The sequence below is a fragment of the Aminobacter sp. GW821-FHT11F06 genome (assembly GCF_058808215.1).
The window spans coordinates 1-23,092 of record NZ_JBXARL010000008.1; the positions used below are offsets into that span (position 1 = coordinate 1).

Annotated in this window: 25 protein-coding genes and 2 tRNA genes; 11 read left to right on the top strand and 16 right to left on the bottom strand. The window is 62.4% G+C overall.

Translation table 11 applies throughout. The features are described from left to right. Nucleotides 1-236 precede the first annotated feature (236 nt). The 10 genes from AC1RTB_RS19130 to AC1RTB_RS19175 all read right to left on the bottom strand — a co-directional run bounded on the left by AC1RTB_RS19130 (nucleotide 237) and on the right by AC1RTB_RS19175 (nucleotide 6,136). Nucleotides 237-312, bottom strand: a tRNA-Phe gene (locus AC1RTB_RS19130). 164 nt (nucleotides 313-476) lie between these two features. Next, nucleotides 477-695 (bottom strand): DNA gyrase inhibitor YacG, encoded by a 219-nt coding sequence (yacG, locus tag AC1RTB_RS19135; protein ID WP_492880653.1) that lies wholly within the window; start codon nucleotides 693-695, stop codon nucleotides 477-479. Then, complete coding sequence (locus AC1RTB_RS19140; RefSeq protein WP_492880654.1) at nucleotides 692-1,321, bottom strand: Maf-like protein; 630 nt, start codon at nucleotides 1,319-1,321, stop codon at nucleotides 692-694. The genes yacG and AC1RTB_RS19140 overlap by 4 nt, the downstream gene beginning before the upstream one ends. A gap of 52 nt (nucleotides 1,322-1,373) precedes the next feature. Beyond that, a complete protein-coding gene (gene infA / locus AC1RTB_RS19145) occupies nucleotides 1,374-1,592 on the bottom strand; it encodes a translation initiation factor IF-1 (RefSeq protein ID WP_006200926.1) in 219 nt (72 codons plus the stop codon). An 89-nt stretch (nucleotides 1,593-1,681) separates the two neighbouring features. Further along, the gene (locus tag AC1RTB_RS19150) at nucleotides 1,682-2,101 is read right to left on the bottom strand and encodes an arsenate-mycothiol transferase ArsC (RefSeq protein WP_492880947.1); all 420 of its coding nucleotides are present in this window, start codon (nucleotides 2,099-2,101) and stop codon (nucleotides 1,682-1,684) included. Between the two features lie 42 nt (nucleotides 2,102-2,143). Next, a complete protein-coding gene (locus AC1RTB_RS19155; RefSeq protein WP_067965312.1) occupies nucleotides 2,144-2,629 on the bottom strand; it encodes a UPF0262 family protein in 486 nt (161 codons plus the stop codon). Between the two features lie 6 nt (nucleotides 2,630-2,635). Then, nucleotides 2,636-3,928, bottom strand: a complete 1,293-nt coding sequence (gene hisD / locus AC1RTB_RS19160; protein WP_492880655.1) for a histidinol dehydrogenase — start codon at nucleotides 3,926-3,928, stop codon at nucleotides 2,636-2,638. Between the two features lie 10 nt (nucleotides 3,929-3,938). Beyond that, on the bottom strand, nucleotides 3,939-4,373 hold the full coding sequence (locus AC1RTB_RS19165) for a DUF2948 family protein (RefSeq protein WP_492880656.1): 435 nt from the start codon (nucleotides 4,371-4,373) through the stop codon (nucleotides 3,939-3,941). A gap of 154 nt (nucleotides 4,374-4,527) precedes the next feature. Beyond that, nucleotides 4,528-5,817 carry a UDP-N-acetylglucosamine 1-carboxyvinyltransferase gene (gene murA / locus AC1RTB_RS19170; RefSeq protein WP_492880657.1) on the bottom strand — a complete coding sequence of 430 codons (1,290 nt, stop codon included), beginning with the start codon at nucleotides 5,815-5,817 and terminating at the stop codon, nucleotides 4,528-4,530. Between the two features lie 130 nt (nucleotides 5,818-5,947). Next, entirely contained in the window at nucleotides 5,948-6,136 is a 189-nt protein-coding gene (locus AC1RTB_RS19175; protein WP_492880658.1) for a hypothetical protein, read from the bottom strand. Nucleotides 6,137-6,294: 158 nt separating this feature from the next. Here AC1RTB_RS19175 and AC1RTB_RS19180 point away from each other — a divergent pair. Next, a tRNA-Thr gene (locus tag AC1RTB_RS19180) sits at nucleotides 6,295-6,369 on the top strand. Nucleotides 6,370-6,946: 577 nt separating this feature from the next. After that, nucleotides 6,947-7,705 (top strand): hypothetical protein, encoded by a 759-nt coding sequence (locus tag AC1RTB_RS19185; protein ID WP_492880659.1) that lies wholly within the window; start codon nucleotides 6,947-6,949, stop codon nucleotides 7,703-7,705. Nucleotides 7,706-7,825: 120 nt separating this feature from the next. Here AC1RTB_RS19185 and AC1RTB_RS19190 read toward each other — a convergent pair whose 3' ends face one another. Then, nucleotides 7,826-8,812: a DUF535 family protein gene (locus tag AC1RTB_RS19190; RefSeq protein WP_492880660.1), complete on the bottom strand. Its 987-nt coding sequence runs from the start codon at nucleotides 8,810-8,812 to the stop codon at nucleotides 7,826-7,828. A 176-nt stretch (nucleotides 8,813-8,988) separates the two neighbouring features. Next, nucleotides 8,989-10,539: a phospholipase D family protein gene (locus AC1RTB_RS19195; protein WP_492880661.1), complete on the bottom strand. Its 1,551-nt coding sequence runs from the start codon at nucleotides 10,537-10,539 to the stop codon at nucleotides 8,989-8,991. Nucleotides 10,540-10,711: 172 nt separating this feature from the next. Here AC1RTB_RS19195 and AC1RTB_RS19200 point away from each other — a divergent pair, with 172 nt between their 5' ends. Together AC1RTB_RS19200 and scpC are read left to right on the top strand one after the other, a co-directional pair. Further along, nucleotides 10,712-11,488, top strand: a complete 777-nt coding sequence (locus AC1RTB_RS19200) for an endonuclease/exonuclease/phosphatase family protein (protein ID WP_492880662.1) — start codon at nucleotides 10,712-10,714, stop codon at nucleotides 11,486-11,488. Between the two features lie 120 nt (nucleotides 11,489-11,608). After that, nucleotides 11,609-13,123 (top strand): succinyl-CoA:acetate CoA-transferase ScpC, encoded by a 1,515-nt coding sequence (gene scpC / locus AC1RTB_RS19205; RefSeq protein ID WP_492880663.1) that lies wholly within the window; start codon nucleotides 11,609-11,611, stop codon nucleotides 13,121-13,123. A 2-nt stretch (nucleotides 13,124-13,125) separates the two neighbouring features. Here scpC and AC1RTB_RS19210 read toward each other — a convergent pair whose 3' ends face one another. Further along, the gene (locus AC1RTB_RS19210) at nucleotides 13,126-13,899 is read right to left on the bottom strand and encodes an IclR family transcriptional regulator domain-containing protein (RefSeq protein WP_492880664.1); all 774 of its coding nucleotides are present in this window, start codon (nucleotides 13,897-13,899) and stop codon (nucleotides 13,126-13,128) included. Nucleotides 13,900-14,042: 143 nt separating this feature from the next. Between AC1RTB_RS19210 and AC1RTB_RS19215 the strand changes: the two genes are divergently transcribed. Genes AC1RTB_RS19215 through pcaF form a run of 3 tightly spaced genes read left to right on the top strand, consistent with a single transcriptional unit; the run spans nucleotide 14,043 to nucleotide 16,904 of the window. Next, a complete protein-coding gene (locus AC1RTB_RS19215; protein ID WP_492880665.1) occupies nucleotides 14,043-14,900 on the top strand; it encodes a CoA transferase subunit A in 858 nt (285 codons plus the stop codon). Continuing rightward, nucleotides 14,897-15,706, top strand: coding sequence for a CoA-transferase subunit beta (locus tag AC1RTB_RS19220; protein WP_492880666.1), 810 nt, complete (start codon nucleotides 14,897-14,899; stop codon nucleotides 15,704-15,706). Before AC1RTB_RS19215 ends, AC1RTB_RS19220 begins: the two co-directional genes overlap by 4 nt. Then, nucleotides 15,699-16,904 carry a 3-oxoadipyl-CoA thiolase gene (pcaF, locus tag AC1RTB_RS19225; protein WP_492880667.1) on the top strand — a complete coding sequence of 402 codons (1,206 nt, stop codon included), beginning with the start codon at nucleotides 15,699-15,701 and terminating at the stop codon, nucleotides 16,902-16,904. Before AC1RTB_RS19220 ends, pcaF begins: the two co-directional genes overlap by 8 nt. 58 nt (nucleotides 16,905-16,962) lie before the next feature. On the opposite strand, the gene AC1RTB_RS19230 is transcribed toward pcaF, so the two are convergent. Continuing rightward, nucleotides 16,963-17,814 carry a sulfite exporter TauE/SafE family protein gene (locus AC1RTB_RS19230; protein WP_492880668.1) on the bottom strand — a complete coding sequence of 284 codons (852 nt, stop codon included), beginning with the start codon at nucleotides 17,812-17,814 and terminating at the stop codon, nucleotides 16,963-16,965. Between the two features lie 278 nt (nucleotides 17,815-18,092). Between AC1RTB_RS19230 and modA the strand changes: the two genes are divergently transcribed. The 4 genes from modA to AC1RTB_RS19250 are packed head-to-tail and all read left to right on the top strand — an operon-like array spanning nucleotide 18,093 to nucleotide 21,085. Continuing rightward, entirely contained in the window at nucleotides 18,093-18,899 is an 807-nt protein-coding gene (gene modA / locus AC1RTB_RS19235; RefSeq protein ID WP_492880669.1) for a molybdate ABC transporter substrate-binding protein, read from the top strand. A gap of 18 nt (nucleotides 18,900-18,917) precedes the next feature. Further along, complete coding sequence (gene modB / locus AC1RTB_RS19240; RefSeq protein WP_492880670.1) at nucleotides 18,918-19,619, top strand: molybdate ABC transporter permease subunit; 702 nt, start codon at nucleotides 18,918-18,920, stop codon at nucleotides 19,617-19,619. Continuing rightward, nucleotides 19,616-20,731 carry a molybdenum ABC transporter ATP-binding protein gene (modC, locus tag AC1RTB_RS19245; RefSeq protein ID WP_492880671.1) on the top strand — a complete coding sequence of 372 codons (1,116 nt, stop codon included), beginning with the start codon at nucleotides 19,616-19,618 and terminating at the stop codon, nucleotides 20,729-20,731. Before modB ends, modC begins: the two co-directional genes overlap by 4 nt. A gap of 12 nt (nucleotides 20,732-20,743) precedes the next feature. Then, the gene (locus AC1RTB_RS19250; protein WP_492880672.1) at nucleotides 20,744-21,085 is read left to right on the top strand and encodes a winged helix-turn-helix domain-containing protein; all 342 of its coding nucleotides are present in this window, start codon (nucleotides 20,744-20,746) and stop codon (nucleotides 21,083-21,085) included. A 1-nt stretch (nucleotide 21,086) separates the two neighbouring features. Here AC1RTB_RS19250 and proC read toward each other — a convergent pair whose 3' ends face one another. Together proC and AC1RTB_RS19260 are read right to left on the bottom strand one after the other, a co-directional pair. After that, the gene (proC, locus tag AC1RTB_RS19255) at nucleotides 21,087-21,902 is read right to left on the bottom strand and encodes a pyrroline-5-carboxylate reductase (protein ID WP_492880673.1); all 816 of its coding nucleotides are present in this window, start codon (nucleotides 21,900-21,902) and stop codon (nucleotides 21,087-21,089) included. Nucleotides 21,903-21,961: 59 nt separating this feature from the next. After that, nucleotides 21,962-23,077, bottom strand: a complete 1,116-nt coding sequence (locus tag AC1RTB_RS19260; protein WP_492880674.1) for a metallophosphoesterase — start codon at nucleotides 23,075-23,077, stop codon at nucleotides 21,962-21,964. Between the last annotated feature and the right edge of the window lie 15 nt (nucleotides 23,078-23,092).

Consider the following 23,092-nt stretch of genomic DNA (forward strand, 5'->3'; position numbering starts at 1 on the left):
GCCTCACGGCAGCCTAAAATCTAAAACACCAATAAGCAGACTCGGCCTGTCTGGGGACAACCTGTTGAGGCTCCACAACTAGCGCATCCCCGGCAGGTCGACAACTTTTCTCGATCACGCCGGGACCGCCCGCGCCCCGATGCGGCCGAGCAGAAACAGATAATTGTCCCACTTTCTGACCACTTGGAAAGGAGTGGGGTCTAACCCGTTGATTGCGTTGGAAAGGGAAAAAGGAGTGGTGCCCAGACGCGGATTCGAACCACGGACACGCGGATTTTCAATCCGCTGCTCTACCAACTGAGCTATCTGGGCCTACTTCCAGGATCACGCCAAAAGCCTTGATCCGGACGCTTCGAGTGGTGCGCTGCACCCCTGAAAGCGGGTGGGTTATAACACGAGATTTGCCCCTGTCCAGCGCCTGTGGTGTCTTTTTCTGCAAAGAAATCACAGGCCGTTGCGGAAGCTCAAACAGGACCTCAGCTTCGCTCGCCGGGTTCGCTGCTGCTGGTTGAATCCTCTTCCTCGTCGTCGCGGACGGGAATGACATAGGAGCCCGAAAGCCAGCGGTTGAGGTCGACTGCCTTGCAGCGTGGCGAGCAGAACGGGTAGCTGTCGCGTGCTGATGCCTTGCCGCATTCGGGGCAGGGGTGCTTGGCTCGCAGCGGCGTGACGATGTCGTTGGGCTTGTCGGTCATATGCGGGCACCAGCCTGCCAGTTGAGCTGGATCTGGTAACCTTCGCCTGAGAGCAGCGATGTCGTTTCGTAGAGCGGCAGGCCAACCACATTGGTGTAGGAACCGACGAGCTTGACCACGAAGGTACCGGCGAGGCCCTGGATGCCATAGCCGCCAGCCTTGCCACGCCATTCGCCCGAGGCAAGATAGTTTTCCATGTCCTGGCGCGACAGGCGCTTGAAGCGCACGCGCGTTTCGACAAGCCGCTGGCGCAGCTTGCCGGCAGGGGTCACCAGCGCGAGGCCGGTATAGACGCGGTGCGAGCGGCCCGAAAGCAGCTGCAGGCAATGCAGCGCCTCGTCCGATGTCTCCGCCTTGGGCAGGATGCGGCGACCGACGGCCACCACCGTATCGGCGGCGAGGATGAAGCCGGAAGCCGGTTCGGCTTCCTTGGAAAGGATGTCGTGTGCCTTCTGCGCCTTGGTCACCGACAGGCGTTTTGCCAGCGAGCGCGGGTGCTCGGCACGCATCGGGCGTTCGTCGACGTCGGCTGGAAACAGCCGGTCCGGCTCGATGCCGGCCTGCTGCAACAACTCGACGCGGCGCGGCGAACCCGAGGCAAGCACAAGCTTTTGCAGATCGCTCAATCCAAGATCCTGTAGGCTGAGGCCGGCCGACGCGCCCTTGGGCTGTGGCGGCTTACTTGAAGCGGTAGGTGATACGGCCCTTGGTCAGGTCGTAGGGCGTCATTTCGACGAGGACCTTGTCGCCGGTGAGGACGCGGATGCGATTCTTGCGCATGCGGCCGGCGGTGTGGGCGATGATTTCGTGTTCGTTTTCGAGCTTGACCCGGAACATCGCATTCGGCAACAATTCCGTAACAACGCCCGGAAACTCGAGGACTTCTTCCTTCGGCATTCGGTACCTTTGGTTTGGATGGCTTTTCCCGGCGATCCGGCCGGAATTTTCGCGGAACCTATATGATAATCCGCGCTTTGTGAACACGCTTAATCGGCGTCGTTTTTGGCTGCCTTTTGCGCGAATCTTTCGGCCATTCTGACCTTCAGCCGCTCGCGCACGTCGCGATAGGCGTTCATGATCTGGTCGCGTGTGCCGGTCACGGCCGTCGGATCGGGTGTTGGCCAGTATTCGACGTCGATTGCCATCGAACGGGTGAATTCGAGTGCGGCGTGATGCGCCTCGGGTGCCAGCGTGACGATCAGGTCGAAATAGTCGTCTTCGAGCTCATCGATGGTGCGCGGCTCATGCTCTTTGAACCCCATGCCTTCTTCGGCAAGCACGGCATCGACGAACGGGTCGCGGTCGCCGGCGCGCACGCCGGCCGATGCGACGAAGATCGAAGGCGGCAAATGGTGGCGGGCAATCGCTTCGGCCATCGGCGAGCGAACCGAATTCATTCGGCACATGAACAAGATAGAGCGCGGTGAGGTGCCGTTTGCCGCCATATGTCATCCGCGCCAGTGAAGCACGCAGATCAGCGTGAAGAGGCGGCGGGCTGTGTCGAAGTCGATCTCGATCTTGCCCGAGAGGCGGTCGAGCAGCGTTTGCGATCCCTCATTGTGCAGGCCGCGCCTGCCCATGTCGATCGCCTCGATCTGGCTTGGCGTCGAAGAGCGGATCGCCTCGTAATAACTTTCGCAGATCATGAAGTAGTCCTTCACGATGCGGCGGAACGGCGTCAGCGACAGGATGTGGGTGACCACCGCTTCGCCATGCTCGCGCGAAATGGCGAAGACCAGCCGGGCGTCGACAAGCGACAGCTTGAGCCGGTAGGGCCCATGGCCGTCGTCATTGATCGGGTGGAAGCTGTTTTCCTCGATCAGGTCGAAGATCGCGACAGCGCGCTCGTGCTCGACGTCGGGCGTCGAACGGCCGATCGATTCGTCGAGTTCGACGTCGACCAGGCGGGAGCGTGCGTGGCCTTTGTCGGACATCGCCGCCTACATGTTCAATCTGATGGCGACGGAACGCGCATGGGCGTCGAGACCTTCGGCCTTGGCCAGCGCTATCGCCGCAGGCGCCAGTGCCCTGAGCTGTTCGGGGCCGAGCTTCAGGATCGAGCTGCGCTTGACGAATTCGAGCACCGTCAGGCCCGAGGAAAAGCGCGCCGAGCGTGCCGTGGGCAGCACATGGTTCGGACCGCCGACATAGTCGCCGATGACTTCGGGCGTATGCTTGCCGACGAAGATCGAACCCGCGTTGCGGATGCGCGCAAGCAGCGCCTCCGGGTCGGCGGTGGCAAGTTCGAGATGTTCGGCAGCGATTCGGTCGATCAGCGGGATCGCGGCATCAAAGTCGCTGACCAGGATTACCGCGCCAAAGTCGCGCCAGCTGGCCGCGGCCGTCTCGGCGCGGGGCAGGAGCTTGATCTGGCGCTCGACCGCTTCTTCCACGGATTTGCCGAAGGCGGCATCGTTGGTGATCAGGATCGACTGCGCCGACACGTCATGTTCGGCCTGGGCCAGCAGGTCGGCGGCAAGCCAATCGGGATCGTTGTCGGCGTCTGCAACGATCAGCACTTCCGAGGGGCCGGCGATCATGTCGATGCCGACGGTGCCGAACACCTGGCGTTTGGCCGCCGCCACATAGGCGTTGCCGGGGCCAACGATCTTGGCGACGGGGCGGATGGTTTCGGTGCCATAGGCAAGGGCTGCAATCGCTTGCGCGCCGCCGACGCGGTAGATTTCGGACACACCGGCGAGGTCGGCCGCGACCAGCACCAGCGGGTTGATGATGCCGCCGGTGGCTGGCACCACGATGACGATGCGCTCGACGCCGGCGACCTGGGCCGGAACCGCATTCATCAGCACCGAACTCGGATAGCTCGCCGTGCCGCCGGGAACATAGAGCCCGACCGCCTCGACGGCGGTCCAGCGCGAGCCAAGCTCGACGCCGATCGGATCGACATAACGGTCGTCCTTGGGCATCTGGCGGGCATGGTGCGAGCGGATGCGGTCGCGGGCAAAGCGCAGCGCCTCGACAATTTCCGGGTCGGCGTCGACATAGGCCCGATCGATGTCCGCGCGGGTCACGGCGATGCCGAGCGCGGTGAGGTCGGCGCGGTCGAATTTTTGTGTGTAGTCGATCAGCGCCGCGTCGCCACGGCTGCGCACGTCGTCGATGATGGCGCGCACCGTCGCATCGACGTCGGGCGACACCTCGCGCTTGGTGGTCAGGAAGGCAGCGAAGCGCTTCTCGAAGTCTGCGTCGGATTGGCTAAGCGTGATGGCCATGGAAAAATGCTCAGGTCTTGTGAATGGGGCGGGAGGAGGCCTGCCAGGCCGCGCCGGTGTCGGTCAGCCGGGCCTCGATAACTTCGACCTCGAGCCGGATGGCGGCATCGCCGGAAAACAGCAATTCGATCTCGCCTGCGGGATCGTCGCCTTGCGCAAAACCGATGGCCAGAAGTTCCAGCACTTCCTCGGTCTTGGTGCGCGAAATGCCGAACATCTTGACCGACAGCACGCGGTCGAAATGCAGAATCGAGCGCCGGCGCTCATATTTGGGGCGGAAGAAACCCTTCTTGGTTTCCCAGGCGAAGCGGTTCATCGCCAGCGCAAAGCGCTTGGCGGGCGCATCGAAAGCCAGGTCGCCGACCTTGATCACGGCGTCCTGCACATGGGCCGAGACGATCTCCAGATCTTCTTCGTCGAGGGCGACTAGCTTGAGCTGATTCATATCTGGTCGGCTGCCTGTGCGGGAAGGTGATGCTTCCGGCTTTGTTAGGCGGTCTTGATGCAGCGCGCAACCGCGCGTGAGGGGAGTAGGGCAGTATGGGAATAGGGCAGTCAGAACTACTGCCGTACTGCCTTAATGCCCTACTGCCTTGCACTTAGCCGCTGATGCGCTCGATCACCGCGCCGCAGCGCGACAGCTTCTCTTCAAGCCGTTCGAAGCCGCGGTCGAGATGGTAGACGCGGTTGACCGTCGTCTCGCCTTCGGCGGCAAGGCCGGCAATGACCAGCGACACCGAAGCGCGCAGGTCGGTCGCCATGACAGGCGCGCCCTTGAGCTTGGACACACCTTCGACGATCGCCGTCTGGCCCGACAGCGTGATGTGGGCGCCGAGGCGGGCAAGCTCCTGCACATGCATGAAGCGGTTTTCGAAGATCGTCTCGGTGATCCTCGACTTGCCCTTCGACATCGTCATCAGGCCCATGAACTGCGCCTGAAGATCGGTCGGGAAACCCGGGAACGGCTCGGTGGTGACATCGACCGGCGAAATGCCCGAGCCGTTGCGCAGCACGCGGATGCCGGAATTGGTCTCGATGATCTCGGCACCGGTCTGCGAGATCACGTCGAGCGCGCTCTGCAAGAGGTCGGCGCGGGCGCCTTCGAGCAGCACGTCGCCGCCGGTCATCGCGACCGCCATGGCGTAGGTGCCGGTCTCGATTCTGTCGGGGATGACGCGGTGGCGCGCGCCCGACAGCGAATCGACACCCTCGATGGTGATGGTCGAGGTGCCCTGGCCGGTGATCCTGGCGCCCATGGCGTTGAGGCACTCGGCGAGATTGACGACTTCAGGCTCGCGGGCGGCGTTTTCGAGCACGGTTTCGCCACGCGCGAGTGTGGCCGCCATCATCAAAACATGGGTGGCGCCGACAGAGATCTTGGGGAAGGTGTAGCGGTTGCCGGTGAGGCGGTTCTTGGCCGAGGCCAGGATGTAGCCGTTTTCGACCTCGATCTTGGCGCCAAGCGCCTGCAGGCCGTCGATGAACAGGTCGACCGGCCGCGTGCCGATGGCACAACCGCCCGGCAGCGACACCTTGGCTTCGCCCATGCGGGCAAGCAGCGGGCCGATGACCCAGAAGCTGGCGCGCATCTTGGAGACCAGCTCGTAAGGAGCTGTCGTGTCGACGATGTTGCGGGCGGTAAACGAGATGGTGCGCGAATAACCTTCGCCCTGGCGCTCGCGGCGCCCGGAGACGGAATAGTCGACGCCATGATTGCCGAGAATGCGGATCAGCTGCTCGACATCGGCCAGATGCGGCACGTTTTCGAGCGTCAGCGTATCGTCGGTGAGCAGCGAGGCGATCATCAGGGGAAGGGCTGCGTTCTTCGCGCCCGAGATCGGGATGATTCCGGTCAGCTCGTTGCCGCCGACAATTCTGATGCGATCCATTGGCCGTCGTTTCTCCGGGGGAAACCCGGTTCTGGCGAGAAATTTTCTTGCCGCCGTCTAGACCATCGCGCTTTCAGGTTCAAGAAACCCGGTCTTGCGGTCATTGGCGCCAAGCGCCTGCCGTTGCCGGTCAGGCTTTCTCGGGTTTTTCCGTCTCTCCCTCGGCGGCGGCCAGGCCTTCCGGCCGCGTATCGGCTTCGCCTGTGCGTCGCGAGCGCGCCTGCGCCTTGCGTTTCATCAGGTTGGCGCGCAACTCGGCTGCGAGCCGCGCCTGACGCTTGTCGGCACCGCTTGAGGGCATTTTTGGTTTCGACGACATGTGGTGGTCCCCGCTTGTCGATCGTTCATAACGGCTTGGCAATGGAAATGGCCAGTATTGTGGCGCAAGCGGGCCTATGGAAAATGATACACGATTTGGTGCAACTGATAACTTGCGCTGCCGGGAATCATGTGGCACAAGCCGCCCCGTTCACGGTTGCTGCCGTAGCTCAGTGGTAGAGCACTCCCTTGGTAAGGGAGAGGTCGAGAGTTCAATCCTCTCTGGCAGCACCATTTTCTCCCCATTGAAATTATTGAAGCCCTTGACCTACAAGGCTTCTGTCCATTCTGATGTTACAAAACACGTAACAAAATCAGGTGGCAGTCGATGGCGGGCGCGGTCCGGAATTTGCTCAATCGCGACGGGCGCTATTTCGCTCGGCTGGTAATTCCGAAGGAGCTTCGCCCCTTCATGAGCGGCAAATCCGAGCTTCGAACACCGCTCGGGCCTGGTTAGGCCGGCACAGGAGGCCGCGCGTCGGCAGATGGAAGGGAGGGCCGCATAATGGCGCTCAATCCCGCGCTTCACGAAATGGTCCGCTCGCGAGCGTATGGCAAGCCTGCCCAAGGCGACCATTCCGGCATTGCCCCTCACGGCCGATTTGGCACGGCTCGGCTTCGAGAAGGCAACCAAGAAGGAACTCAGGGCCTTAATCTTGCGTGCATTGAATGGTGAACACCCGGAATAGTCGTCGATCCTTGCCGACCGACCAGAAGCCCGGCGACAATCTTCTGGAAGAATGCTGTGAACACGAGCGCATGAACCCGGCAGAAACATTGCAGATTCAGGATCAGCAGTTATTTGTAAGCTATGAACGTCTTCGACTTCATCACAGAAGATGAATTGAACGACTTGCCTGAGAATGGCGAGCAAGCTTTTTCCATCTTTGTGAAGCATGCGCAGCGTCGGCTTCGGGAAGCGACGGCCTCACTCAACGATGATGAAGAAGCGAATTGGCGTCTAATTCAGGATGCACGACACGGCTTTACCAACGTCGTCCTGGCCGCTGCCAAGCGCTTCCAAATTGATGCCTTCAAGTCAATCGATGTGCCTCGCGTCAACAGATTCGACAGCGACGATTATCGTCAGCTTGTTGCTGACCTCGACCACTACATGACGCAATTGGCAATCGATCACAGCATTCGCAGTAAGCAGGATTCCACACGTATTCCGGAGAAGTCGAAGGACCGCATAAAGACGCACCTCCACCATCTGAGGCAGGCTATCAGCGAGGCGAATCTTACAGATGCTAAAAAAGAAACGCTGCTTAAGAAGGTGGGGGAGTTTGAAACCGCCCTCGAAAAGAATCGAGTCAACTTACTTGCCGTTGCCCGACTAACTTTTGAAATTCTCGCGATTCCGGGTGCGCTTTGGGGGTCGGCAGAGGTAGTCAACAAACTCGTTCACAACATCAATCAGACTGTCGCTGAAGCGAAAGCTGAAGAAGACGAACAGCGTAAGATTCCGGTTATCCCAGAACGGTTTGCCCTCATTCCTCCACGTGCTCCGGAAGTCGACTATTCCAAGAAGAAAGCCAGTCGAGAGCTGGACGACGAGATTCCTTTTTAGTCCATATTTTAGAGGGTCGTCCTCGTTGTGTTAATCGCTCGCTGCCTTCCTGTGTCCAGCGTTTCAGGACACTGAGAAAAAGCGAGACGGTTTGCGCTGCGTTCTTGAGCTAAAGGTGCTTTACACCTTTTCGCGCGGCACGCTGGCCATCACATTCCGGCTCACCGCACGGCAAAACCCAGCTCCAATATCCCAGAACGCACGTTTGCTCTGCTCGCGTCGGTTCGGGCTGTCGATCTGCGGCGCAGGCGGTGTCGGTAGCTGGAAGCCGAACGGTTCGGCGGGCATGCCGCCGCGCTCGGTCCAGTATTCGTCGAGATCGGCCTGCATAAGGCGCCGGCGCTTGCGGCGGCGCTGGTTGATGACGTGCGTTTCATTGGAAACGGCCATGACGTGCGGCGGATTGGTCACCGAAACCAGGCCATGAAGCACGAGCAACATCGCATCCTTGGGCCGCAGGCCGCCAAGGCAACGGGTTGCGGTGATGACCGAGCGCTTCGCGTCAGCGCCCTTGGGGCCTTGCATGCCGCCGATCGCCAGGCTGGGGGTGCCGTCTGCGCCACGAACGAAGACGAAGCTGGCCGTCCATAAGCTGTAATCGTCGCTCGCCCGCGACATTTTGAGGGCGAAGACGCCCTCATGGCGGCTGCCGCAATGGTCGGCCAGCAGCATCTGCATGATGTAGTTTTCATTGCGCCCGCTGATGGTGCCGACATCGAGGCGTTCGCCGCGCCAAAGGGCCGCGAGGTCGTCATGCCTCAGCATCTTGCCTGCGATTCGGAAATGCCCGGTCATCAGCTTGAGACGGGTGGGGCTTGGGATTCCCTGGATGAAAAAGACGTCCAGCGCCTTGCGCAACAGGTCGTCATGCGGACGGCCAAGTGATTGCTGCCACGAAAAATCGTCGAGGAATTTGATCCAGCCAAAGGTGCTGATCGGACGGCAGGCGAATCGCAGGCAAAACACCACCGAGCGCTTGAGCGAGATGCGCGCGCCAAGCCCCAGTGCCTGGAGGAACACCGAGGGGTGCTTCGCAGCGCGTACCGGTGATGACTGGACAGGCAGCGCGGCACGCTGGTCCAGTTCCGGCTTCCATTCATGTCGCACGCGATGGCTCCTTCAGACTGCTAACGCCGGTTCCGCAGAATCCTGGAACCGACTGAGCGATCTAAAGAGCCAGCCGCATTACGCCTGCATTGCATCTTTTGGCGCAGCGCGCGGCTTCGCATGCGACGTGTGACGATGAGGTGGGTTTGGGTGGTGGGTTTGGCGGAGCAGTCAGTTCATAGCTGCGATTCGATCGGCAGGTAGCTGATGACCTTGGCAAGCAGGCGGCGTCGCAGGCTGGCCTGCGGTTCGTGCTTGAGCTCGCGGGGGCCGTTGGCGGCCCGGTCGGTCCAGGTCAGTCTGTCGCCACGTAGCGAAAGTCTGAAGCTGCTGCGCGGCGAGATTTGTGCCGTAATCACCGCTCCCACTTCATCCGCCAGATCTTTTTGGCGAAACAGCACGCCCATTTCGGTGTTGAGCGAGGTCGAGCGCGGGTCGAAATTGAACGAGCCGACGAAGCCTGCCTGCCCGTCGGCGATGAACGCCTTGGTATGCAGGCTGGCACCCTTGGAGCCGAATAGCGACATGTCGGTGCGTTCGTCGTCGGGCTTCAACTCGTAGATGTCGATGCCGCTTTTCAGCAGAGGCTTGCGGTATCGGACATAGGCGCCGTGGACGGCGGCGACGTCGGTGGCGGCGAGCGAATTGGTCAGCACCGTGACGGCCACCCCATCCTTGGCCAGCGTCGTCAACTGATGCGTGCCAGCCTCGCCGGGGATGAAATAGGGCGAAACGATCTTCAGTTCGCGCTGCGCCGAAGCCAATACTGGTTTGATCGCCGTCATCAGCCAGCTGTCCTGGCCCCCGCCATAGGCCTTCTCAGGCGGGTCGGAGGCGACCGTCGCTTCGCTGCTCCAGCGCAGTTTTCCCATGCCCGACGACGCCCATGACCGGCTCTCCTCGGTAACACGATGGATGTAAGGCTCGGCAAGGCCAGTGGTCGCCGTGCGTTCGAGGCGGACACGCAGTGCCGGCAGGTCGCCTTTCGCCATGCCGGTGACATGACGGATCGGCAGCACGGCCTCGCTGTTCCAGAACCGGTCGAAGATGACTTCGGTCTGGTCGACCACGGGACCGACGAGCAAAAGGTCCATGTCGCGGAAATTGGCGTCTTCCGACGCGTCGAAATAGGCATCGCCGATGTTGCGTCCGCCAACGACCGCGAGCCTGCCGTCGGCGATCCAGGCCTTGTTGTGCATGCGCCGTGTCGTGCGCACCGCGCGCAGCAGAAGTTCCAGCCCGCGCTGCAGGCCAAAGGCCCGCGCCCAGCTCGGGTTGAACAGCCGGACCTCGATGTTGGGGTGGCTGTCGAGGGCGAGGTAGTTCGGATCGTAGCCCCTGGCATTGATGTCGTCGAGCATGAGGCGCACGCGCACGCCGCGATCGGCCGCGCCAAGGATCTCGCGCGCCAAAAGGCCGCCGGTCAGATCGTCTTTCCAATAGTAATATTGCAGGTCGAGGCTGCGCTGCGCATGGCGCGCGGTATAGGCGCGGACGGCAAAGGCATGCAGATTGGAGGAAAGCAGTGCAATCCCGCTCTGGTCGGGATGATTGGCTAAAAGCGGGGCAACCAGCGAATCGAACTGGGTTTGGTTTTCCGCCGTCGGAAGTGCCTGGGAGGGTGCGCCGCGCGCGCGTTTGGCAAAGCGGCCATAGGCATAGACCGCAAGCAAGGAGGCGAGGACCAGCGTTCCAACGACAGCTATGGCAATTGCGATGAGTTTCATGCGTCGGGCGGCCAATCTGTTAAGGATGGAACCATAGCCTCGCGATACCATTTCGGTGGAAGGCCATCGTGACGCATGTGGAAAACCTCGAACACCTCGACCATATAGGTTACAGTTGGCAACAACGCATGCCGCAACTGAACATGAATTTCCCAGAGATTCCAGACGAGTGATGGCTAGCACACTAGGCTTTGAGATTCCCGATAGGGCAGGTGCCCACAGCGAAATCGTCGTCGCCTCCTACAACGTCCATAAATGTGTCGGGCTGGATCGTCGCTTCGATCCGCAGCGCACGATGGAGGTGATTTCCGAGATCGGCGCCGATGTGATCGCGCTGCAGGAAGCCGACCAGCGCTTTGGCGAGCGTGCAGGCCTGCTCGACCTCGATGCTGTCGAGCGCGAGACCGGGCTTGTTCCGGTTCCGCTTGCCGGCCGGCGCATGAGCCATGGCTGGCACGGCAATGTGGTGCTGTTTCGCAAGGGATCGGTGACTTCGGCGCGGCAAATCGTTCTGCCCGGGGCCGAGCCGCGCGGTGCGGTCGTCGTCGATCTTGAACTCGAGGCTGGCCCCTTGCGCATCATCGCGGCGCATTTCGGCCTGTTGCGCCACTCGCGCAAGCTGCAGGCTGGAACGCTTTTGACCGCCGCCGAGCTGCACAGCGACAAGCCGACGGTGCTTGTCGGCGACCTCAACGAATGGCGGTTGGGCAAACGTTCGTCGCTGCGCAGCCTGGAACCGGCCTTCGGGCCGATGCATGCGATCGTGCCGAGCTTTCCCTCACGCTTCCCGGTGTTGGCGCTCGACCGCGTCATGGCAAGGCCGCACAATCTGCTCACCGAGATCGAGGCGCACGATACGGCACTTGCGCGTATCGCCTCCGATCATCTGCCGATCCGGGCCGTGATCCGGCTGAACGCCAGGCGCAACGGCCTCGCCGAGGCCGCCTGACGTTCCGGCCGCATAGCCGCGCCGCGTCACAATCACCCCTTGCACAGACAGGCGGATGCCATATCAGGTAGCCTCGATTGGGGGCGAGCAACGAAGCGCAACGGTTGAGCGAGGCGAGACATGGTGCAAACGCGGATAGGCTGCGAAAACCTGCGGTCCAAGGTGATGAGCGCCGAGGACGCGTCCTCCCTGATCAAGTCGGGCGCCACTGTCGGCATGAGCGGCTTCACCGGCTCGGGCTATCCCAAGACCGTGCCTTTGGCGCTTGCCGCTCGCATCGAGGCCGAACATGCCAAGGGCAATCCGTTCCGCCTGCGTGTCTGGACCGGCGCTTCGACCGGCCCCGAACTCGACGGCGCGCTGGCCAAGGCCGACGGCATTGAGTTTCGTCTTCCATACAATTCCGATCCCATTGCCCGCGAAAAGATCAATCGCGGCGAGATGGAATATTTCGACATGCATCTGAGCCAGGTGGCGCCGATGGCCTGGCAGGGCTTTCTTGGCCCGCTCGACACCGCAGTCGTCGAGGTTTCAGGCATCTTGCCGGACGGCTCGCTGATCCCCTCGTCGTCGGTCGGCAACAACAAGACCTGGCTCGACCGTGCCGACCAGGTGATCCTCGAGGTCAACCGCTGGCAAAACAGCCATTTGGAAGGCATGCACGACATCTACTATGGCACGGCACTGCCGCCGCATCGCGTGCCGATCCCGCTGGTGAAACCAGACGACCGCATTGGCGAGACTGTCTTCCGTTGCGACCCTGCCAAGATCGTCGCCATCGTCGAGACCGACGCGCCGGACCGCAATCTGCCGTTCTCCAAGCCCGATGGCGTCGCCCATGCGATCGCCGGGCACCTGCTGGAATTCTACAGCCATGAGGTCGCGAAGGGCCGGCTGCCGGCCTCCCTGCTGCCGATCCAGTCAGGTGTCGGCAACATCGCCAATGCGGTGCTGACCGGCCTTGTCGACGGCCCGTTCGAAAACATGACCGCCTACACCGAAGTGATCCAGGACGGCATGCTGGACCTGATCGATTCCGGCAAGCTGCGCATGGCCTCGGCCACCGCCTTTTCGCTCAGCCCCGAGGCGGCCGACCGGCTGAACACGGATATGGGTCGTTATCGCGACAAGATGATTCTGAGGCCACAGGAGATCAGCAACCACCCCGAACTGATCCGGCGGCTCGGCTGCATCGCCATGAACGGGCTGATCGAGGCCGACATCTATGGCAACGTCAACTCGACCCACATCATGGGCTCGCGCATCCAGAACGGCATCGGCGGCTCGGGCGACTTCGCCCGCAACGCCTATGTCTCGATCTTCATGACGCCGTCGACGGCCAAGGGCGGCAAGATCTCGGCGATCGTGCCGCAGGCGAGCCATGTCGACCACATCAACCAGGATGTTCAGGTGCTCGTCACCGAGCAGGGGCTGGCCGATCTGCGCGGCCTGTCGCCCAAGCAACGCGCGCGGCTCATCATCGAAACCTGCGCTCATCCGGACTATCGGCCGGCATTGGCCGATTATTTCGAGCGCGCGTTGAAGCATTCCTATGGATTGCAGTCGCCGTCGCTGCTCAACGAGGCGCTGTCGTGGCATCAGCGCTACATCGAGACCGGCTCGATGCGGGCATAGCGTTACTGCACGACGAAGAAGTCGCTGATCCGCGAGGCCATCTGCCTGAGGATCGGCAGGATCTCGGCTTCCATGTCGGCCGGCGTGTGACGTGAGGTCTGCGTCGAGACGTTGATCGCGGCGATGATCGCATTCGAGCGGTCGCGCAGCGGCACGGCGATCGAACGCAGGCCGATTTCCAGCTCTTCGTCGACGATCGCGAAATCGTCCGCCCGGACTTTTGCGATGATGGCGGCAAGCCGTGTCCTGTCGACAGTGGTTTTCGGCGTCCGCTGCGTGATCGTCGCGCGTGCCAAAAATGTTTCGAGGTCGCTTTCGGCGAGACCCGAAAGCAATACGCGCCCCATGGCCGTGCAGTGGGCAGGCAGATGCGCCCCGACCTGCAGGTCGACGCCGATGATGCGCGGTCCCGGCACACGCGCGACATAGACCATGTCTTCGCCCGACAGGATCGCCGCCGAGCAGGATTCGTGCAGCTTGGCGGCGGTCTCACGCATGAAGGGCTCGGCGAAGGTCCACAGCGGAACGCCATGCAGCCAGATGCGGGCCTGCGCCAAAAGCCTGGGCGACAGCGAGAAATTCCGTCCCACTTGGACGGCATAGCCCGTCGCCACCAGTGTCAGCAGGAAGCGCCGCGCGCCGGCGCGGGTGAGGTCTGCCTTTTCGGCGGTTTCGGTCAGCGTCAGTCCGGCAGGATTGGCAGCCAGGATTTCCATTACCGATAGACCGCGCTCCAGCGAGGTGACGTGATCGCGGCCGGTGTCGTCATCGCTCATGCGGCATTCCTCGGGAAATAGCGTCGCCGCAGAGTCATCTCATTGACTCTCGCCGCATCTTAGCTCAAAAATGTATCGCATAGAAAACAAATGTTCGCAATACGAACTTTTGAGCGGACTTAGACAAACCGGGACGAAACGAAATGGCCAAATTTCTCCCCCTGTCGCAGGCGGTCGCCGACAATCTCAACAATGGCGATACAGTCGCCTTCGAAGGGTTCACGCACCTCATTCCCACCGCCGCCGCGCATGAGGCGATTCGCCAGGGCTTCAAGGACCTGACGCTGGTCCGCATGACGCCCGACTTGATCTACGACCAGATGATCGGCATGGGCATGGCCAAGAAGGCGGTGTTCTCCTACGCTGGCAATCCGGGCGTCGGCCTGCTGCGCCGTCTGCGCGACGCGGTCGAGAACGGTTTTCCGCATGCGCTGGAGATTGAGGAGCACAGCCACGCCGCCATGGCCAACGCCTATGAGGCGGGAGCCGCCGGCCTGCCTTGCGCGATCTTCCGCGGCTATCGCGGCGCTGAACTCGCCAAGGTCAACCCGAACATCAAGTCGGTGACCTGCCCATTTACCGGCGAGGTGCTGGCCGCCGTCCCGTCGGTTCGTCCCGACGTCACCTTCATCCATGCCCAGAAGGCCAACAAGAAGGGCGACGTGCTCGTCGAAGGCATCATCGGGATCCAGAAGGAAGCAGCCCTTGCCGCCAAGCGCGCGGTGGTCACGGTCGAGGAGGTGGTCGACAATTTCGACGACCTGCACCCCAACCTGACAGTGCTGCCCAACTGGTCGGTCACCGCGATTTCCGTCGTGCCGGGCGGCGCGCACCCGTCCTACGCGCATGGCTATTACATCCGCGACAATGCTTCTTATCTCGAATGGGACGAGATCGCTGCCGACCGCGACCGCTTCCGCGAATGGATGCAGGAAAATGTCATCGAAAAGAGCGCCGACGATTTTGCGGCCCGCGTCGAACACCTGAGGAACGTGGCATGAGCGAACTCGGCTTCACCCCCAATGAGATGATGTCCATTGCCGCCTCGCGCGCCTTGAAGGGCGACGACGTCTGCTTCGTCGGCATCGGCGCGCCTTCGGCCGCCTGCAATGTCGCGCGTCTGACGCATGCGCCCGACATCACGCTGATCTATGAATCGGGCACCATCGGCACCGCACCCGACGTGCTGCCGCTGTCGATCGGCGATGGCGAGTTGTGCGACACTGCCGTCACCACCGTCTCGGTGCCGGAGATGTTCCGCTACTGGCTGCAGGGCGGACGCATTTCGATCGGCTTCCTCGGTGCCGCCCAGCTCGACAAGTTCGGCAACATCAACACGACGGTCATTGGCGACTACGCCCACCCCAAGACCCGCCTGCCGGGCGGCGGTGGCGCGCCGGAGATCGCGACGTCGTCGAAGGAAATCTACATCACCATGGCGCAGACCAAGCGCGGCATGGTCGAAAAGATCGACTTCTACACCTCCTTCGGCCACGGCGAGGGCGGTGACCACCGTCAGCGTCTCGGCATCGACACCAAGGGCCCGACGCTTTTGATCACCGATCTGGCGATCTGGAAGCCCGACCCCGTGACCAAGGAGTTCACCGTGGTTTCGCTGCATCCCGGTGTCACCCGCGACAAGGTGCAAGAGACCTGCGGCTGGACCGTCAAATTTGCCGACACGCTGGAGGAAACCCCAGCACCCACCGAGCTGGAGCTGAAGACGCTGCGTGACCTCAAGGCACGCACTGATGCGGCCCACAAGGGCGAGGCCGTTGGCGCAAAGAGAGGATCGAAGGATGGCTGAGGCCTATATCTGCGACTATATCCGCACGCCGATCGGCCGCTTTGGCGGTTCCTTGTCGTCGGTTCGCGCCGACGATCTGGGGGCGGTGCCGCTCAAGGCGCTCATGGAGCGCAATGCCGCCGTCGATTGGGCGGCTGTAGACGACGTCATCTTCGGCTGCGCCAACCAGGCCGGCGAGGACAACCGCAACGTTGCGCGCATGTCGCTGCTTCTGGCTGGCCTGCCTCAGGACGTGTCGGGCACGACCATCAATCGGCTCTGCGGTTCGGGCATGGACGCTTTGATTGCGGCTGCCCGCGCCATCAAATCAGGCGAAGCCGAACTGATGATCGCTGGCGGTGTCGAAAGCATGAGCCGCGCACCCTTCGTCATGCCCAAGGCGGACGCGGCATTCTCGCGCCATGCCGAAATCCACGACACCACCATCGGCTGGCGCTTCGTCAATCCTGTGATGAAGAAGCAGTACGGCGTCGATTCGATGCCCGAGACCGGCGAGAACGTGGCGGAAGACTTTGCTGTCTCCCGAGCCGATCAGGACGCCTTTGCTGTGCGCAGCCAAAACAAGGCCGTCGCCGCCCAGGAAAACGGTCGTCTCGGCAAGGAGATTACGCCGGTGACCATCCCGCAGCGCAAGGGCGATCCTATCGTCGTTGCCAAGGATGAGCATCCGCGCGCCGGCACCACCATCGAAACGCTGGCCAAGCTGCCGACGCCGTTCAGGCAAGGCGGCACGGTGACTGCCGGCAACGCCTCGGGCGTTAATGACGGTGCCGCAGTGTTGATCGTCGCCTCGGAAGCGGCGGTGAAGAAATACGGCCTGACGCCGATTGCGCGTGTGCTCGGCGGTGCTGCTGCCGGTGTTGCGCCGCGCATCATGGGCATCGGCCCGGCACCGGCAACCAAGAAGCTGTGCGCCCGGCTGGGCATTTCACCTTCCGATTTCGACGTCATCGAACTCAATGAAGCATTCGCCTCCCAAGGCATTGCCGTGCTCCGTGACCTTGGCATTGCCGAGGATGCGGAGCACGTGAACCCGAATGGCGGGGCCATCGCACTGGGCCATCCGCTTGGCATGTCAGGCGCCCGCATCGCTGGTACCGCGGCGCTGGAGCTCGGCTTGCGCGGTGGCAAGCTGGCGCTTGCCACCATGTGCATCGGTGTCGGGCAAGGCATCGCGATCGCGCTCGAAAGAGCGTGAGCCAAGCTTTTCCGTCAGCCGATTATCAAAACGCCCGGCATCGCCGGGCGTTTTTCATTTAGCCGACTAGGCTGATCAAGAAGCGCAGGCTGATCAAAAGCAGGAAGATGCCGAAGGCGACTTCGAGTTTGCGCTTGGACAGCGCATGCGCGAGCCGCGCACCCAACGGCGCCGTCAACACGCTGGTTGGAACGAACAGGATCAGGCCGACGAGCGAGACATAGCCCAGCGACAGCGGAAACTGCAGGGCGGCGACGTCGGGGTACTCGGCCGCGCGGGGCCAGCCGGCATAGATGTAGCCGAGCGCTCCGGGGATGGAGATCAGCACGCCGAGGCCGGAGGAGGTCGCAACCGCCTGGTGGATCGGCCGGCCATAGAAGGTCATGAACAGGTTGGACAACTGGCCGCCACCGATGCCCATCAGGCTCGACAGCACGCCGATGATCCAGCCATAGATGTTCATGATCAGCTTGCCCGGCATGTCGAGCCCGAGCCGCCACGAATCCTTGCCGAACAAAAGCCGGATCGCCGAGAAACCGGCAACAACGACGAACACGGCCTTGAACAGGTCGGCGGGTGCGTAGCGCGCGATCACGCTGCCCATGATGACGCCGACGATCACAGGCACCGCCCATTGCTTCAGGATGGCCATATCGACTGCGCCTTTGGCATGGTGGGCCTTGAATGAGCGTATCGAGGTCGGGATGATGATGGCGAGCGAGGTGCCGACGCACAGCGGCATGCGGACTTCCTCCGGCACGCCGACCGCCTGGAACAGTTCATACAGAACCGGCACGATGACGGTGCCCCCGCCGACACCGAAGACGCCGGCCAGCAGGCCGGTGATGGCGCCGGCGCCCAGAAGGGCTACGGCGAGCCAGATGATTTCAAACGTCGATATGCCGGCCATGTCTGGAAAACTCTTGTCGATAAGGATGGTGGGAGCAGGGTCTGCGAGATACGCCTCTCAAGGCTCCCCTTGGGTTAGGAGGGCCACATATGGCACGAAGCGTCGGGCCAGTCTCCCCCCGTATGCCATGCTAGAATCCGGTTCGATTGGCCGTCAAAACATCGCAACTGTTTTGCTGAAAACCACCCGGATGGGTGGTTGCCTGTCATGTGTTATATCCGTATGAATATAACGAATCCGCGGCTTGGCTGCGGCAGGGCAATCACGGAGGAATGACGATGTTCACGCGCAGGGGATTTGGGGTGCGGCTTGCCGCGATGGTGGGTGGCCTTGCAGCGGTGCTGTCGCTCGGCCTGCCGGCAGCGCGCGCCGATGACAACGTTGTCGTGTTCGCTGCTGCCAGCCTCAAGAACGCGCTCGACGCCGTCGATGCCGCCTGGAAGGCTGAAGGCGGCAAGTCGGCCACCGCCTCTTATGCCGCAAGCTCGGCACTCGCCAAGCAGATCGAAGAGGGCGCCCCGGCCGACGTGTTCATCTCCGCCGACCTCGACTGGATGAAGTATCTCTCCGACAAGAAGCTCATCAAGGACGGCTCGGAAGTGAAGCTGCTTGGCAACCGCATCGTGCTCGTCGCGCCGAAGGATTCCGCCGCCAAGGCCGAGATCGCTGCGAATTTCGACCTCGCCGCACTTCTCGGCGACGGTCGCCTCGCCATGGGCGATGTCAAGGCCGTTCCCGCCGGCAAGTACGGCAAGGCGGCACTGGAAAAGCTCGGCGTCTGGTCGTCGGTCGAAGGCAAGATCGCCCAGGCTGAAAACGTGCGCGCAGCGCTCAAGCTGGTCACGACCGGCGAAGCCCCGCTCGGCATCGTCTACCAGACCGACGCGACCGCCGAGCCTGGCGTGAAGATTGTTGGCATTTTCCCGGAAGACTCGCATCCTCCCATCGTCTATCCGGTAGGCCTGACGGCGGACTCGAAGAACGCGGACGCGGCTGCGTACGTGAAATATCTTCAGTCCGCCAAGGCTAAGGAGCTGTTCGAGGCGCAAGGTTTCACTATGCTTGCGCCCGTCGCTTCCAACTAAAGGCATTCAGACTGACGCATGACATGGCTGGACCTCACTCCTGACGAATGGAATGCGGTCCACCTGTCGATCAAGGTCGGGCTGTGGGCGATGGCCGCCAGCCTGCCTTTCGGTATAGCCATTGCCTTGTTGCTCGCGCGTGGCAAATTCTGGGGCAAATCGCTGCTCAACGGCGTTGTCCACTTGCCGCTTGTGCTTCCCCCCGTCGTCACCGGCTATCTGCTGCTTCTAAGCTTCGGCCGGCGCGGGCCCATCGGCTCGTTCCTCGACGAGCATTTCGGCATCGTCTTTTCATTCCGCTGGACCGGTGCCGCCCTTGCCTGCGCGGTCATGGGCTTTCCGCTGATGGTGCGGGCCATCCGCCTGTCCATCGAGGCAGTCGACCGGCGCCTTGAGTCGGCGGCGGGCACACTCGGGGCAAGCCCGCTTTGGGTGTTTCTCACGGTGACGCTACCTTTGATCCTGCCCGGCGTCGTTGCCGGCATGATCCTGTCTTTCGCCAAGGCGATGGGCGAGTTCGGCGCCACCATCACCTTCGTCTCCAACATCCCCGGCGAAACCCAGACGCTGCCGTCGGCGATCTACACCTTCACCCAGGTGCCCGGCGGCGACGCCGGTGCGATGCGCCTGACGCTGATCTCGATCGCCATTTCGATGATCGCACTGATCGTCTCCGAGATCTTCGCCCGCCGCATCGGCCAACGCATGGATGTCGGATGACGCTACTCGTCGATATCCGCCACAGGCTTGGTGCGCTGAACCTGGAGGCCAGCTTCGAAAGTGCCGGCCACCTGACCGCATTGTTCGGACCGTCCGGTTCGGGAAAAACCTCGCTCATCAACATCATCGCGGGCCTGATCCGGCCCGATACCGGTCGCATCGCCATCGGCGAGAGGACGCTGGTCGACACGGCGGCTCGCAAGTTCGTGCCCGCCCACAGGCGCCGGGTCGGTTTCGTCTTCCAGGACGCGCGGCTGTTTCCGCATCTCAACGTGCGTTCGAACCTGCTCTACGGCCGCTGGTTCACGCCACGGACGGAGCGTTATGCCGAGTTCGATCGCGTCGTCGACATGCTCGGCATTGGTCATTTGCTGGCGCGGCGACCGGCGCTTCTTTCGGGTGGTGAAAAGCAGCGCGTTGCCATTGGCCGCGCGCTTCTGGCCAGCCCGAGATTGCTGTTGATGGATGAGCCGCTGGCTTCGCTCGACGATGCCCGTAAGTCCGAGATCATGCCTTATCTCGAGCGCCTGCGCGACGAGACCAGGATCCCGATCGTCTATGTCAGCCACTCCATATCGGAGGTCGCGCGGCTCGCCACCGACATCGTGGTCATGGCCGAAGGCAAGGTTGCCGCATCCGGGCCGACAATCGAGATCATGCAGCGCCTCGACCTGTTGCCGCCCGAAGAGGTGGGCGAGGGCGGTGCCGTGCTCGACATGACAGTCCTGCGCCATGACGAGATGTTCGGGATGACGGTCCTGGGTGCTGCCGCCGGCGAAATGCGGGTGCCCAACATTGCCTTGCCGGTGGGCTCCAAGGTTCGTGTCCGCATCAGGGCGCGTGATGTCATGATCGCCACCGAACGGCCGCAGGGGCTGAGCGCGCTCAACGTCCTGCCGGGACGCATCGCCGAGATCGGCAAGGTCAACGGTGCCCAGATCGATCTCCGGCTCGACTGCCACGGCGACATGCTCGTCTCGCGCATCACCCGCCAGTCGCTGGAAACACTTCAGCTTGCCGTCGGCCGCGACGTCTTTGCCGTCATCAAGACTGTCGCATTCGATCGCGCCAATCTTTCTCCAGGGGCGCCGCTTGTGCTAACCAGCGACTGACTGGAGTAGCCGATGCCATCTCTGACCTTGCGCTTGTATCTCGACCCGAAGGGCCGTCTGGGGCCGGGCAAGGTCGAACTTCTCGAACAGATCGCCGTCACCGGCTCGATCTCGGCTGCGGCGCGCGCCATGGAGATGTCCTACAAGCGCGCCTGGGACCTGGTCGAAGAGATGAAGGATATGTTCGGCAAGCCGTTGGTTGCCGCCAAGACCGGCGGCAAGCATGGCGGCGGCGCCGAGCTCACCTCAGTTGGCGAAGAGGTCGTGCGCCAGTTCCGCGACATGGAGCGCGCGGTCAACGAGGCCGCAGCGCCCCACATCAAGGCGCTGCAAGCCGAAGCTGACGCGAAATAGTTTATTTCCCGAGTTCGATCGAACGAACCCGCGCTGCCTCGACGGCTTCCGTGAGCAGGTTCTTCAGCCGGTCTTCGCCCATCAAAACGCTGAGCGCTGCCGCCGTCGTGCCATTGGGGCTTGTCACCTGGCGGCGCAATACGGCCGGGTCTTCACGGCTTTCGGCGGCGAGGCTGGCGGCGCCATAGACTGTCTGCATCGCCAGAAGCGATGCCGTCTTCGACGGAAGCCCCGCATTCTCCGCCGCTGCGGTCAGGCACTCGATGAAATGGAAGATGTAGGCCGGTCCCGAACCGGAAACCGCCGTCACCGCATCCATCAGGCCCTCGTCAGCGATGGTCGCGACCTCGCCGCTGGCCGACAAGAGGTCGCCGACGATCTCCTTGGTCTTTTCGGTGACGTGCTCGTTGGAATAGACAACCATCATGCCTTTGCCTATGGCCGCGGGTGTGTTGGGCATGCAGCGCGCGATCGGTGTGTGGCTGCCGAGAATCTCGGCGAAGGTGGCGACCGGGGTGCCCGCAGCCACGCTGACGAAGGTCGTGCGACCATTGCCGAAGCGGCGATAGTCTGATGTGACCTCGCGAATGACCTGCGGCTTGACCGCAATGACGATGATCTCGGGGTCGGCATCGACCGGTATGCCGCCAACTTCCGAAGCGACCCGGCTACCGAGCTCAGCGGCGCGGGCACGAAGCTCCGCGTTGGGCTCGACCACGAAGGTCTCTTCAGGCGCGAGCTTGCCTGAATTGAGCCAACCCGTGAGCATGGCGTAGCCCATGTTGCCGCAGCCGGCGAGGATCAGTCTGATGGTCATGCAAAGCCCTCCGAACACAACTGACATAGACCGTCTTGGGGCCAGGCGGAAGGGCCACTTCAGCGTGTGCCGTCCAGCGCCTTGGAGAAGGCGTTGGTGAAGGTGACGCTGCCTTGTGGGCCGGCTTCCGCCAAAACGACGTCGATGAAGGCATCGGTCACCCGGACCACGGCGAAGCCACCCATGAAGGCCGCCTTGGGCTTGAACAGGTCGAGCCCGTCGCGCTTGTAGGTCATCGCGGTGTCATGCTGGTGCCCGTGGAATACGCCGACGACATTGTAGCCTTCGATCGCGGCAAGCAGCGCGCGCCGGTCGTCATCGCTCCACCAGTGCGGCTTGCCGCTGCCGGTGTCGTCGAACTGGTGGGCATTCGGGTCCCATTTTTCGGTTGAGAACGGGTCCCAACCATAATGCTGGAACAGGATTACCGGCCGCCCGTCGCCGGCGAATGTTTTCAGGTCATGTTTCAGCCAGTCGAGGCCGCTGATCGCGCCCTTGGCGGTGTCGCCGGCGAACCTGTGGGTCTGGACGAGATGCAGTCCGCCCCAATCCCATGAATAGCAGTCGGACGCCGCGTCGTAGTTGGTGGCTGGCACCGGCGGCTTGAAGAACACGCTTGGTCGGTGGTTGATCTCGACATAGTCGCGCATCTCGCGCCGGTACCAGTCGACTTGCGGTGGCGGGCCGTCCTGGTCGAGGTCGTGATTACCAAGCCCGACATAGACAGGCACATGCACCCGGTCGGGGCCGTTGCCTTCCTGGTAGCGCTGGCTGAATTGCAGAAGCTGCGTGCCCTCATGAGGCTCTGTCACCTGGCCGCCGCCGTCGTCGGTCATGTCGCCACCGATCACCAAACCAAGCGAACGTCCGATCCTTTGGCCGGCACCCGCCAATCGGCTTGGCGCTCCGCCGATCTCGCGTGGCCACTCGAACTCGCCGACTTCATTGAGTGCTGCAATATGCCGGCGCAGGTTCTCGTCGGTCTTGCCTTCCGTCTGGCAATGCGGACTGAGGCCGCTGGCCATGCGGCAGGCATGGATGTCGGCCGAAAACAGGAAGGTCGCGTCGATCTCCGGCCAGCTTGCACTGCGCGCCGCCGGCACCTTGAGCAACGAGGCGAGGCCGATGCCCAGTGTCTGGGCCAGCATCTGGCGTCTGGAAACAGTGGTGATCATGGCGTGAGAATGGAT